A 12,008-nucleotide genomic window follows, 5' to 3' on the forward strand; every position below is an offset into this window, starting at 1 on the left:
AGAAACCTTGAGCGAATTGCGCCCTGAAACAATGGCATGGCTTAAATCAAGCGGTTTCGCGATCGGCGACGCCGCGCGTTGGAAAGCCGCGCTCACGCACGGCAGCCTGGGGGAAAAGCGCGATTACGAACGCCTCGAATTTTTGGGCGATCGCGTGCTGGGCCTTGCCATCGCATCCTGGCTCTACGACCGCAATACCGGGCCGGAAGGCAAGCTGTCTCTGAGGCTCAACGCGCTTGTCAGCCGCGAGACCTGCGCCGGTGTCGCTCGTGCTATCGGGGTTCCCGATCATGTTCGCCTCGGCAGTCAGGCCCGTGCCGATGGCGGCGCGGACAGCGACAACATCCTCGGCGACGTCATGGAGGCATTGCTGGGCGCGTCCTTCCTCGACAGCGGCTATGAGGCAACTGCGAAGCTGGTTCACAAGCTTTGGGCGGACATGATCGCAAGCAGCGCCGGCCAGCACAAGCATCCCAAGAGCGCGTTGCAAGAATGGGCGGCGGCGCAGCGTCGCAAACCGCCAGAATATAGCGTGAGTTCGCGGACCGGACCGGATCACGCGGCGAAGTTCACCGTTCTTGTTAAGGTGAAGAACGTCGGCGAGGTCGAAGCGACCGCGTCGAGCAAGCAGGATGCCGAAACGGCGGCGGCGAAGGCCTTTCTGGAGAAATATGCGTGACTGAACAGGATAGCAGATGCGGCGTCGTCGCGATCATCGGCGCGCCGAACGCCGGCAAGTCGACGCTGGTCAACCAGCTCGTCGGGCAGAAGGTCGCGATAACTTCGGCCAAGGCTCAGACGACGCGTGCGCGAATGCTCGGCATCGCGCTGCACGGCAACACGCAGATGATTTTGATCGACACGCCGGGTATCTTTTCGCCGCGGCGCAAGCTGGAGCGCGCCATGGTCAGCGCAGCCTGGGAAGGTACGCAAGCAGCCGATGCCGTCGTCCTGCTGGTCGATCCGATCAAACAGCGCCGCCATGAACTCGAACCGCTGGTCGAGGCGTTGTCGAAACGACCCGAACGCAAGATTCTCGTCCTCAACAAGGTCGACAAGGCGAAGAAGGAGCCGCTGCTCGAACTCGCTCAGGAATTAGGAGCGAAAGCGGAATTCTCGCAGGTTTTCTTCGTCAGCGCGCTGACCGGAGACGGTGTCCCCGAGATGAAAGACGAACTCGCCGGGATGATGCCGGAAGCGGCGTGGATGTATCCCGAGGACCAGGTGTCCGATGCGAGCGAGCGCCTTCTTGCTGCCGAGATCACGCGCGAGCAACTCTATCGACAGTTGCACGAGGAACTGCCCTACGACAGCGCAGTCCGGCCCGAAAGCTATACGCAGCGCGCAGATGGAAGCGTGGAGATCCGTCAGCAAATCGTAATCGGCAAGGCGAGCCAGAAGCCCATCGTTCTCGGCAAGGGGGGCAGCCGGATCAAGGCGATCGGCGAAGCGGCGCGGACGGAACTAGCAGAGATACTCGGCCAGAAGGTTCACCTGTTCCTGCACGTCAAGGTCAGCGAGAACTGGGACGAAGACCGCGAAATCTATGAGGAAATCGGCCTCGATTACTAGTTCGTCGCGGAACGGCGCGCGCGTGCGAACCGCGTGAGGCTGCACACGGCGGCAAGGACCGCGAACCCGCAGGCGGCCAGCATGGGCACTTCGCCCAGCCCCGCCCCCATCACCAGCAGCAGGCCGATTAGCGCGGCGCCCAGCGTTTGCCCCATCAGCCGCGAGGTCGACAGCATCCCGCCCGCCGCGGCCGAGCGCTCCTTGGGAGCCCGACCGATGATTAGCCGCGAATTCGGCGCGAAGAACAAGCCGAAACCGAGCGCCGCAAGCGACAGCCGCCACCCGATTGCCGTCGGGCCCGGCGCCTCGGGCAGAAAGGCGAGCAATAACAGGGCGACGATAGCGATGGCCATGCCGGTGACGCCGAGTTTCGTGGCCGCGACCCTGTCCGAGAGCCATCCCGCAGCCGGTGCGACGAACAGCATCGTCAACGGAAACGGAAGCAGTAGCAAGCCGACCTCGGCCGGAGCGTAACCATAAACCTGCTCAAAGCGAAACGGCAGCGCGACCATCAGCGACGAACTGGCTAGAAACGCCGCGACGGCAGCCAGCGCCGACAGACCCAGTACCGGGTTGGCAAGCAGGTCGACGGGAACGACCGGGTTGCTGCGAGCACGCTCGCGCTTGACGAGATACACCGCCGACAATGCGCCGAGTGCGACTGCGACGATGCCCGCCAGGGTCGTCTCACCATGTGTCGCGAGCTGTAGCCCGCCGATGAGCAGCAGGACGGTCAGCGCGCTCCAGAGCCCGCTCAGGCGCTCGGGCGAACGCTCATGCGCGACGGGTTCGGGTAGCGACCGCCCGATGACGAGGCTTAACACGGCCAGCGGAGCGGCCACCACGAACACCCAGCGCCAGTCGAAATGCTCGACGATGAAGCCACCGAGTGTCGGCGCGATGGCGTAGGATGTGGCGACAATTACCGAGTTGATGCCCATGCCACTTCCAAGACTCTTTGCCGGATAGATTTCGCGCAGCATGGCGGCGGCCACGCTGAGCGCCATGCCTGCCCCGATCGCCTGCCCTGCACGAGCAAGCAGCAGGACCGGAAAGCTCGCGACGAAGAATATCGCGGTCGTCGCAAGGAGAAAGATCGCCTGTCCGATCTGGTACAGCCGCCGATGGCCGATCCGGTCGCCCATGTTGGAAAAGGGCAGCAAGCCCATGACGAGGACGAGCTGATAGACCGTGACGACATTCGTCGCGACGCCATTTGTAACGCCGAGTTCCCGAGCGATCGTCGGCAAGGCTACGTTCGCGATCGCTCCATCCAGCACGAACAGCGCCGTACCGAAGCTAATCGCCACGATAGCGAGCACGCGGCGCGGCATGGGCAGGCCATCGCGCGTAGCCTGCTCCCGAACCTGCGCCATCAATCGGCGTCTGGCTTTGCGCCTGCCTTCGTCTTAGCCGCAGGTTTCTTCTTTGCCGTCGCTTTTTTCTTGGCCGGAGCCTTCTTCTTCGCGGGCGCTTTCTTCTTCGCCTTTTTCTTCGGCGGCCCCTTCGCGGCACGAGCGTCGATCAGTTCGGCCGCCTGCGCCTCAGTGACATTCTCCGGCTTCATGTCCTTCGGGATCGTGGCGTTGGTCGTTCCGTCGGTAACGTAAGGACCGTAACGCCCCGGCATCACCTTCATTTCGCCGCCGCTCGTCGGATGCGCACCGAGCATCTTGATCGGTTCGGCTTTCTGGCGACCGCCGCCTTTGCGGTTCGCCGCTTCGGCCAGCAGGGAAACAGCGGCGTTCATGCCCGTCTCGAACACGTCGCGCGTCGAGGATAGCTTGGCGTATTTGCCGTCATGCCTCAGATAAGGCCCATATCGTCCGATCGCGGCCTCGATCTCTTTGCCGGTTTCCGGGTGCGCGCCGACGATGCGCGGCAGCGACAGCAGCTTCAGTGCCCATTCGAGATCGAAATCGTCGAGATCCTTGGGGATCGAGGCGCGTTTTGCTTCTTTGCCTTCGCCAAGCTGGACATAGGGGCCAAAGCGCCCCGATTTGCGTTCAACGGGAAGGCCGGTCTCGGGATCATTGCCCATGACCTCGTCCTCTGCCGGTTCGCCATCCTCCCCGCCTGGCTGCGCAAACCGGCGAGTGAACTTGCATTCGGGATAGTTGGCGCAAGCGACAAACGCTCCGTAGCGCCCGCCCCGCAAGGCGAGCCTGCCGCCCTCGCGATCTTCCTTTTCGCATAGCGGACAGGTGCGCGGGTCCTTTCCGTCTTCGCGCGGCGGAAAGAGATAGTCGGAGAGATATTCGTCGAGAACTTCGGTGACCTCGGACGGCTTCTGTTCCATTACCTCGTCGGTCTTCGGTTTGAAGTCGCGCCAGAACGCATCGAGCAACTTCTTCCATTGCTCCCTGCCGCCCGAAACCTCGTCGAGTTCGTCTTCCAGTCCTGCGGTGTAGTCGTAGGCGACATATTGCGGAAAGAACCGTTCGAGAAAGGCAGTGAGCAGCCGGCCCGATTCCTCGGCGAAGAAGCGGTTCTTCTCCATCCGGACATAGTTGCGGTCGCGCAGCGTCTGGATCGTCGAGGCATAGGTCGACGGCCTGCCGATCCCCAGTTCCTCGAGCCGTTTGACCAGGCTGGCTTCGGAAAAGCGCGGCGGCGGCTGGGTAAAATGCTGGTTTGCCTCGACTGCACGCTTTGCGGGAGTATCGCCCTTCGCCATCACCGGGAGAAGACCATCCTCCTCGTCGTCGCTGTCGTCGCGTCCTTCCTGATAGACCGCCAGGAAGCCAGGAAACTTCACGACCTGCCCGGTAGCGCGAAGCTCGTGCAGGCCTGCGGGATCGCGCAGCGTGACGGTCGTGCGTTCGAGAGATGCAGCTGCCATCTGGCTCGCCATCGCACGCTTGAAGATGAGGTCGTAGAGCTTGGCCTCGTCGCCCGAACCCGCACGATCCTTGCGAAAATCGGTCGGCCGGATCGCTTCATGCGCTTCCTGCGCATTCTTCGCCTTCGTGCTGTAATGGCGCGGCTTTTCGGGCATGTAGTGTCCCGAATATCGCTCTGCGATAGCCTTGCGGCAGGCCGAAATCGCGCTGCCGTCCATCTGCACGCCGTCGGTCCGCATATAGGTGATCGCGCCCGCTTCGTAGAGCGACTGGGCGAGCCGCATCGTGTGACTGGCGGAGAAACCCAACTTGCGCGCCGCCTCCTGCTGCATCGTCGAGGTCGTGAACGGCGGCGCCGGATTGCGCTTCAGAGGCTTCGTCTCGATGTCCTCGATCGTGAAAGGCGCGTTCTCGACCTTTGCTTTGGCCTCGTGCGCGATCCCCTTTTCCCCGAGCGAAAGCTTGTCGAGCTTCTTGCCGTCATACTTGACGAGGCGCGCATCGAACTCGGTGCCGTCCTGCTGCAACTTGGCGACGATCGACCAGTATTCGTCCGCGACGAACGCCTCGATCTCGCGCTCGCGCTCGGCGACGAGGCGAAGGGCGACGGACTGCACCCGGCCGGCGGACTTCGCACCGGGCAACTTGCGCCAGAGCACTGGAGACAGGGTGAAGCCGAACAGATAGTCGAGCGCACGACGAGCGAGATAGGCATCGATGAGGTCGCCATCCAGCTCGCGCGGGCGGCCCATCGCGTCGGTCACGGCGCCTTTCGTGATCGCGTTGAAAGTGACCCGGTCGACCTTGGCAGGCAAAGCCTTGCGCTTCTGCAGCAGTTCGCGGACGTGCCAGCTGATCGCCTCGCCCTCGCGGTCGGGGTCGGTGGCGAGGACCAGCCGGTCGGCCTTCTTCGCCGCATCGGCGATTTCCTTGAACCGGCTTTGCTTGTCGCGATAGAGTTCCCAGTCCATCGCGAAATCCTCGTCCGGGCGGACCGAGCCGTCCTTGGGCGGCAAGTCGCGGACATGGCCGTAGCTGGCGAGAACCTTGAAGTCCTTGCCGAGGTATTTCTCGATGGTTTTGGCCTTGGCTGGCGATTCGACGATGACGAGTTGCATGAGTGTTGCGGCAGTCCTTACGTGCGTATGCGTGTATACGCGCGAAAGTGGGGATCGCTTTTCACGCGTGTCAAGCGGGTTTGGGGACGTCGGACTCCAGTTCGCTTACCAAGCTTGCGCGGGTTTCATTAAGTTCGTCTTCGTTGATCCGGCTAGTTGCGGCTGACCTTGCCGCCTGCATGGCGTTCCAGACGACCGGCGATTTCGAGTTCCAGCAGTGCCATCTGCACCTCCGCGACGCTCGCGCCTGACTGACGGACGATTTCGTCGATCGAAATGGGCGCGCTCGACAGCATAGCCGCAATATCGCTTTCGTCCGGCGGGTTGGCGGAAGAAGCCGCAGTCGGCTTTGGCTGTGAAGTGACAGGCCTCGGCCTATCCCGCGCCGCAGCCCGCACCACGCGGATGCGTGGCTCGCCGGTGAAACCGGACAAGGCCTCCAGAACATCCTCGACCGACTGGATGAGGATCGCGCCGTCCCGGATCAGCTCGTTGCAGCCATGACTGCGCGCATCGAGCGGCGAGCCGGGGATCGCCATGACCTCGCGCCCCGCTTCGCCCGCCAGCCTCGCCGTGATGAGCGAGCCGGACTTAGGCGCTGCCTCCACGACCAGCGTCCCCGCCGCGAGCCCGGCGATGATCCGGTTGCGGCTTGGAAAATTTTGCGCGCGCGGCTCCGTCCCCGGTGGCTGTTCAGCGATCAGCAGCGCGTCACTCGCGATGCGCTCCTGTAGGTCGGCGTGCTGCGGCGGATAGGCGATCTCGATCCCGCTGGCGATGACGCCAATGGTCGAACCCGACCCTGCACCGAGCGAACCTTCATGCGCAGCCCCGTCGATCCCGCGCGCCAGTCCGCTCACGACCGTCAGTCCCGCTTCCGCAAGGCCCAGCGCGAAGTCGCGCGCCAGCCGGATCGCCGACGCGCTGGCATTGCGCGCCCCGACGATGGCCACGCATTGCCGCGCGGCCAGTTGCCAGTCACCGCGATAGGTGAGGATCGGCGGCGCGCTTTCGAGTTCGGCAAGCAGTGGCGGAAAGTCGGGCTGATCGTGGAACAGGTATTTCGCCCCGGCCCGCTTCACCGCAGCGACTTCGCGCTCTACGAGATCGGGACGCACGGCGACGTAGCGGCGCTTACCCTCGCCTCCCATGTTCGGCAGCGCCTCCAACGCGGCGATAGCTGTTCCGTAGCGATCGATGAGGTTACGGTAGGAAATCGGCCCGATATGGGGCGAGCGCAGCAGGCGGATACGCGCAAAGGCTTCTGCCTGAGACAGCGTCGGCGGTTCGGGCGCTACGGGTTCGTCCTGAAGGAGAGGGCTGCTCGTCATTGCTGCGGCGCTAGAACCGATTGACGAACATCCGGTTATTATTTGCCGCCTATACGCGGTTCCTCGCTTTTCAGCAGGCGGGCGATATTGGCGCGGTGGAGGAATATGACGAGCGCAGCGATCACGACGAGGACCACGACGTAATCGGCAAAGCCGAGGAAATGGGCGGCGATTGCAGCGGCCACGACCGCGCTCATCCCGGCAAGCGAACTGATGCGCGAGACGGCCAGCACGACGAGCCAGACGAGGCCGTAAGCAAGGCCGATCTGCCAGGCAAGACCGAAGGAGACCCCCGCATTGGTTGCAACGCCCTTGCCGCCGCGAAAGCGCAGCCAGATCGGAAAGCAATGCCCCAGAACCGCGCCTAAGGCGGCCCAGCCGACCGCGTCGGGGAACCACAATTTCGCGAGAAGAACGGGCAGGAGCCCTTTCGCAAGATCGAGAGCCAGCGTTGCCGCCGCCACTGCCTTGTTGCCGGTGCGAAGGACGTTCGTCGCCCCGATATTGCCGCTGCCGATCTTGCGAACGTCGCCCATCCCGGCCATCCGCGTGAGCAATAGCCCGAAGGGTATCGACCCGAAAAGATAGCCCAGAAGCAGCGCCCAGACATTTTCCGTAGCAAAATCCATGGCCTGCCTCTAACCCTCCACCCGATGCTTGTCGAACACGATCCTAGCACGGTCAAAGCCGATGCGCCTATCCTCATGCTCGATTCCGGTGTCGGCGGCCTCACGGTCCTGTCCGAATTGCGCGCGCTCCTGCCCCATGCGCCGGTGATCTACGCCGCCGATCTGGCGGGCCTGCCCTATGGCGACAAGAGCGAGCACGAGATCGCGGCGCGTGTTGCCGGATTGCTCGGGCGGATGAGCGAACGCTATCGCCCGCGCCTCGCCTGCATCGCGTGCAACACGGCGAGCACGATCGCCCTGTCGATGGTTCGCGACGTGCTCGAAATTCCGATCGTCGGCACGGTCCCGGCGATCAAGCCGGCGGCTGCCATGACCCGCACGAACGTCATTGGCCTGCTGGGAACGAAAGCGACTATCAGGCAGCCTTACGTCGATCGCCTCGAGGCGGAGTTTGCCAAGAACAAGACGCTAGTGCGCCACGCCGCCCCCGAACTCGTCATGGCGGCGGAAGCGCGGCTGCGCGGAGAACCGGTCGATCAGGCACTGGTGGACGATGCAGCCCACGCCCTGCGCGAAAAGGCGCATGATGCGAAGATCGACACGCTGGTCCTTGCCTGCACGCATTTCCCGCTGATCCGCAACGAGTTGCTGCGCGCCTTCGGTTCGGAAGTAACGCTGGTGGATGGATCGAAGGGCATTGCGCGGCGGATCGTCGATCTCACCCGCCATCAGGATTTCGAACCGGCACCGTCCTTTTTCGTGGCGACTGGCAAGCCGGCCATGCTCGATCCCTATCGGGACGCGCTATCGAACCTCGGCTTCATGAGCGTATCGACCTTCTGACAGATAGGCAGCTAACCCGAAGCGGCACGAGCATTGCGATAATTGCAAGACTTGCGGGCAGAGGCCCGATTGCGGCGCAAACGCGCGCAGATGCGCACTTATCGCGAATCGCTCGCAAAGATCGCGGTGGCCAAACGCCTTGCGAGGCAGTATCTGGCGCCCCACATCCGACGACGAGAACGCGACGCACTTACGGCTAGACGATGAATTACGACCAGATCTTCGACAAGGCGATCGACCGGTTGCACGCCGAGGGTCGCTATCGCGTGTTCATCGACATCCTGCGGAACAAGGGCGCCTATCCCAATGCGCGCTGCTTTCATGGCCACAACGGTCCCAAGCCGATCACGGTCTGGTGTTCGAACGACTATCTCGCAATGGGGCAGCATCCCAAGGTCGTCGGCGCGATGGAAGAGGCGCTGCACGATGTCGGCGCAGGTTCCGGCGGAACTCGCAATATCGGCGGCAACACGCATTACCACATCGAACTCGAGCGCGAGCTGGCCGACCTGCACGGCAAGGAAGGCGCACTGCTTTTCACCAGCGGCTATGTCTCGAACGACGCGACACTCTCGACGCTTGCCAAGCTGCTGCCCGGCTGCATCATCTTTTCGGACGAACTGAACCACGCCAGCATGATTGCGGGCATCCGTAACGCCGGGTGCGAAAAGCGGGTCTTCCGCCACAACGACCTGGCACATCTCGAGGAACTGCTGGCCGCCGAAGACATCGACGCGCCCAAGGTCATCGCCTTCGAAAGCGTCTATTCGATGGACGGCGACGTCGCCCCGATTCATGAGATTTGCGACCTTGCCGAGAAATACAACGCGCTGACCTATATCGACGAGGTTCACGCCGTCGGCATGTACGGCAAGCGCGGTGGCGGCATTACCGAGCGGGACGGCGCGGCCGACCGGATCGACATCATAGAAGGCACGCTCGGCAAGGCGTTCGGCGTCATGGGCGGCTATATCGCGGCCGACCGCAAGGTCATCGACTGCATCCGCTCCTACGCGCCCGGTTTCATCTTTACGACCTCGCTCTCGCCGGTCCTCGCAGCAGGTGTTCTCGCGGCGGTCCGCCACCTCAAGGAAAGCAGCGAAGAGCGCGACGCGCAGCAGATGAATGCAGCGATGCTCAAGGCGATCTTCGCCGAACGCGGTCTCCCGGTGATGCCGTCGACGACGCATATCGTTCCGCTGATGGTAGGTGATCCGGTGCGGGCGAAGAAGATCTCGGACATCCTGCTCGCCGAATACGGCGTCTACGTCCAGCCGATCAATTTCCCGACCGTTCCGCGCGGAACCGAACGGCTGCGCTTTACGCCCGGCCCGGCCCATACCCAGCCGATGATGGAAGAACTGGGCGACGCGCTGGTCGAGATCTGGGAACGGCTCGACATGGAATTGTCGAAAGCCGCCTGACGGCCCTCGCGACCGCTGGACATCGCACGTCCGTGCGCTACTGCCCCGAGCGAACGATGCAGACGGGGGAAGACAGATGAGCGGCAATCCGGAACAGACCTACGACGAAATCGTGACCGGGCGCCGGTCCATTCGCGGGTTTCTCGACAGGCCAGTCCCGCGCGACCTGATCGAGGAAGTCATCGCCCTCGCCCTTCGCGCGCCCTCGTCCTTCAACAACCAGTGCTGGAACTTCACGGTCGTCACCGGCGATGCCCTCGACAACATCCGCAAGGGCAATACCGAGGGCATTCTCGCCGGAAAGCCCGACAGCCGCGAATTTCGCAAGCATGACGGGCAGCATCTCGATCACCGCACGCGGCAGGTCGACGTCGCCAAGCAGTTGTTCGGCGCGATGGGCATCGAGCGCGATGACAAGGAAGGGCGGCAGGACTGGGTGCTGCGCGGCTTTCGCCAGTTCGACGCGCCCGTCAGCATCATCGTCACCTATGACAGGGAATTGCTCGGCAGCGACATCGCCCCCTTCGATTGCGGAGCCGTTACCAACGCGCTGATCAACGCAGCGTGGTCGCGCGGTCTCGGCTGCGTCATCAATAGCCAGGGGATCATGCAGTCGCCGGTCGTGCGCGAACATGCCGGCATCGCGGACAATCAGGTCATCATGATCTGCGTCGCCATGGGCTTTCCGGACGACGACTTCGCCGCCAACGCCGTCTATACCAACCGCAAAAGCGTCGAGGAGGCGGTGCGTTTCGTCGGCTTCGAAGACTGACGCCGGTCAGTCGGCTGCGGTATCGAGCGGCGCCGTGTCGGAGTTGGCATCGGTCAGCGTCTCGCTTGCCGGATCGTAGCGCTCGACGAAGGGCGCGCTGACGATCAAGACGAGCAGCACGGGTACGGTGATGAGGATCGAAAGCCAGAGCATCCCCAGCCCGCACATCAGGCCGATGGCTCCTGCCGCCCAGATGGCCGAGGCGGACCCTGCCCCCATCACGTAATTGTCGTGCCGAAAGATGGCCCCGGCCCCGAGAAAACCGATGCCGGTGATGACGCCTTCGAACACGCGCGTCGGGTCGATGCGGATCTGATCGTCGAAGCTGGTCAGCGCCAGTTCCATCGCCGCCATGGACAGGCCGCAGGCGGCGACCGAAATCACGACGAAGGGCCGAAAGTCGATCGGCTTCTTGCGCAGGAACCGCTCCAGCCCGATCATCAGCGGCAGGACAACGGCAAAAGCGATGCGAACGATCGCTTCGCCCCAGAGTATGTGTTGCGGTGAAAAACTCGACAGGTCCATGTCACAAAAACGTCATACCAGGCTTCCGTTTCCATCCCAACCCTGACGCGCTCTCAAATCGCAGCAGCTCGCGGGAAAGTCTGCCGCTCTCGGCGGTTGGACAAGTGAACAGTTATGCGGAGGAATGGATCAAATGACCGAACGGATGATCGAGATAGCGGACGGCTTCTGGTCGATCCGCGGAGAGATGAAGGTCGCGGGGCTCGTCGATTTCGGCACGCATTGCAGCCTCGCTGCATTATCCGACGACCGCTTCGTCATGCTCGACAGTTACACCCTGCCGCCCGATATTCATGCAGAGGTGGACCGCCTGACGAAAGGCGGCGAAAAGCTTGCCGCGATCGTGAACCTGCATCCATTCCACACGCTGCATTGCGAGTGGATGCACGAAGCCTATCCGCACGCGGACCTGTATGGGACGGCGCGCCATCACGAAAAGCTACCGCACCTCCCCTGGGTCGAGGATACTTGCGAGGAAGGGGCGATAAACGAGCGGTTCGGGGAGGATTTCGCCTTTTCAGTACCGCAGGGCGTCCCGCTCGTTTGCGAAGGGCGGCACATTCATTTTTCCTCGATCCTCGCCTATCACAAGGGCAGCCGCACGATCCATGTCGACGACACGCTTTCCTTCCTCGATGCAGGCTTTCCCCTGTCGCTCCTGCCGATTGCAGGCCGGTTCGACTTTCATCCAAGCCTTGCCCGCGCGCTGGAGAAACGCGCCGGCGCAGCGGACGAATTTCGCGAATGGGCGATCGAACTCGGCATCGCATGGAGCGAGGCGCGGCATCTGGTGACGGCGCATGATGCGGTCCTGACGCTCGATCCGCCGGAATTCGCGGACCGGATCGGGGCGGCGCTCGGGCGCGTCAAACCGCTGCTCGACCGCCATCGCAGGCAATACGGCTAGAAGTCAGCGTAGCGAGAAGAAAGGGGCGGCCACCAGGACCGCCC

At 63.1% G+C, this 12,008-nt stretch carries 11 protein-coding genes; 6 read left to right on the forward strand and 5 right to left on the reverse strand.

The window, feature by feature from the left end:
• Positions 1-7: 7 nt before the first annotated feature.
• Both rnc and era read left to right on the forward strand, forming a co-directional pair.
• Positions 8-679, forward strand: a complete 672-nt coding sequence (rnc, locus tag GRI38_RS06310; RefSeq protein ID WP_237487362.1) for a ribonuclease III — start codon at positions 8-10, stop codon at positions 677-679.
• Entirely contained in the window at positions 676-1,572 is an 897-nt protein-coding gene (era, locus tag GRI38_RS06315) for a GTPase Era (RefSeq protein WP_160682025.1), read from the forward strand. Before rnc ends, era begins: the two co-directional genes overlap by 4 nt.
• Here era and GRI38_RS06320 read toward each other — a convergent pair.
• From GRI38_RS06320 to plsY, 4 genes are all read right to left on the reverse strand, one after another.
• Positions 1,569-2,948: an MFS transporter gene (locus GRI38_RS06320; RefSeq protein WP_160682026.1), complete on the reverse strand. Its 1,380-nt coding sequence runs from the start codon at positions 2,946-2,948 to the stop codon at positions 1,569-1,571. The two genes, era and GRI38_RS06320, sit on opposite strands and share 4 nt — an antisense overlap.
• Positions 2,948-5,533, reverse strand: coding sequence for a type I DNA topoisomerase (gene topA, locus GRI38_RS06325; RefSeq protein ID WP_160682027.1), 2,586 nt, complete (start codon positions 5,531-5,533; stop codon positions 2,948-2,950). The genes GRI38_RS06320 and topA overlap by 1 nt, the downstream gene beginning before the upstream one ends.
• Positions 5,534-5,685: 152 nt before the next feature.
• Entirely contained in the window at positions 5,686-6,864 is a 1,179-nt protein-coding gene (gene dprA / locus GRI38_RS06330; RefSeq protein ID WP_160682028.1) for a DNA-processing protein DprA, read from the reverse strand.
• 38 nt (positions 6,865-6,902) lie between these two features.
• Positions 6,903-7,493: a glycerol-3-phosphate 1-O-acyltransferase PlsY gene (gene plsY, locus GRI38_RS06335; RefSeq protein ID WP_160682029.1), complete on the reverse strand. Its 591-nt coding sequence runs from the start codon at positions 7,491-7,493 to the stop codon at positions 6,903-6,905.
• Positions 7,494-7,517: 24 nt separating this feature from the next.
• On the opposite strand from plsY, the gene murI reads away from it, so the two are divergent.
• The 3 genes from murI to GRI38_RS06350 all read left to right on the forward strand — a co-directional run bounded on the left by murI (position 7,518) and on the right by GRI38_RS06350 (position 10,532).
• Complete coding sequence (murI, locus tag GRI38_RS06340; RefSeq protein WP_160682030.1) at positions 7,518-8,336, forward strand: glutamate racemase; 819 nt, start codon at positions 7,518-7,520, stop codon at positions 8,334-8,336.
• 203 nt (positions 8,337-8,539) lie between these two features.
• On the forward strand, positions 8,540-9,760 hold the full coding sequence (gene hemA, locus GRI38_RS06345; protein WP_160682031.1) for a 5-aminolevulinate synthase: 1,221 nt from the start codon (positions 8,540-8,542) through the stop codon (positions 9,758-9,760).
• Between the two features lie 76 nt (positions 9,761-9,836).
• Positions 9,837-10,532, forward strand: a complete 696-nt coding sequence (locus GRI38_RS06350; protein ID WP_160682032.1) for a nitroreductase — start codon at positions 9,837-9,839, stop codon at positions 10,530-10,532.
• A 6-nt stretch (positions 10,533-10,538) separates the two neighbouring features.
• On the opposite strand, the gene GRI38_RS06355 is transcribed toward GRI38_RS06350, so the two are convergent.
• Entirely contained in the window at positions 10,539-11,057 is a 519-nt protein-coding gene (locus GRI38_RS06355) for an MgtC/SapB family protein (protein ID WP_160682033.1), read from the reverse strand.
• Positions 11,058-11,190: 133 nt separating this feature from the next.
• Between GRI38_RS06355 and GRI38_RS06360 the strand changes: the two genes are divergently transcribed.
• Positions 11,191-11,964 (forward strand): hypothetical protein, encoded by a 774-nt coding sequence (locus tag GRI38_RS06360; protein ID WP_160682034.1) that lies wholly within the window; start codon positions 11,191-11,193, stop codon positions 11,962-11,964.
• Positions 11,965-12,008: the final 44 nt, after the last annotated feature.

This window comes from Parapontixanthobacter aurantiacus (assembly GCF_009827635.1).
Lineage (GTDB): Bacteria > Pseudomonadota > Alphaproteobacteria > Sphingomonadales > Sphingomonadaceae > Parapontixanthobacter > Parapontixanthobacter aurantiacus.

Bases quoted from the DNA above. Each gene is read 5' to 3' on its own strand.
- GRI38_RS06320 (WP_160682026.1), bottom strand. From the start codon at position 2,948: ATGGCGCAGGTTCGGGAGCAGGCTACGCGCGATGGCCTGCCCATGCCG.
- topA (WP_160682027.1), bottom strand. From the start codon at position 5,533: ATGCAACTCGTCATCGTCGAATCGCCAGCCAAGGCCAAAACCATCGAG.
- dprA (WP_160682028.1), bottom strand. From the start codon at position 6,864: ATGACGAGCAGCCCTCTCCTTCAGGACGAACCCGTAGCGCCCGAACCG.
- plsY (WP_160682029.1), bottom strand. From the start codon at position 7,493: ATGGATTTTGCTACGGAAAATGTCTGGGCGCTGCTTCTGGGCTATCTT.
- murI (WP_160682030.1), top strand. From the start codon at position 7,518: ATGCTTGTCGAACACGATCCTAGCACGGTCAAAGCCGATGCGCCTATC.
- hemA (WP_160682031.1), top strand. From the start codon at position 8,540: ATGAATTACGACCAGATCTTCGACAAGGCGATCGACCGGTTGCACGCC.
- GRI38_RS06350 (WP_160682032.1), top strand. From the start codon at position 9,837: ATGAGCGGCAATCCGGAACAGACCTACGACGAAATCGTGACCGGGCGC.
- GRI38_RS06355 (WP_160682033.1), bottom strand. From the start codon at position 11,057: ATGGACCTGTCGAGTTTTTCACCGCAACACATACTCTGGGGCGAAGCG.
- GRI38_RS06360 (WP_160682034.1), top strand. From the start codon at position 11,191: ATGACCGAACGGATGATCGAGATAGCGGACGGCTTCTGGTCGATCCGC.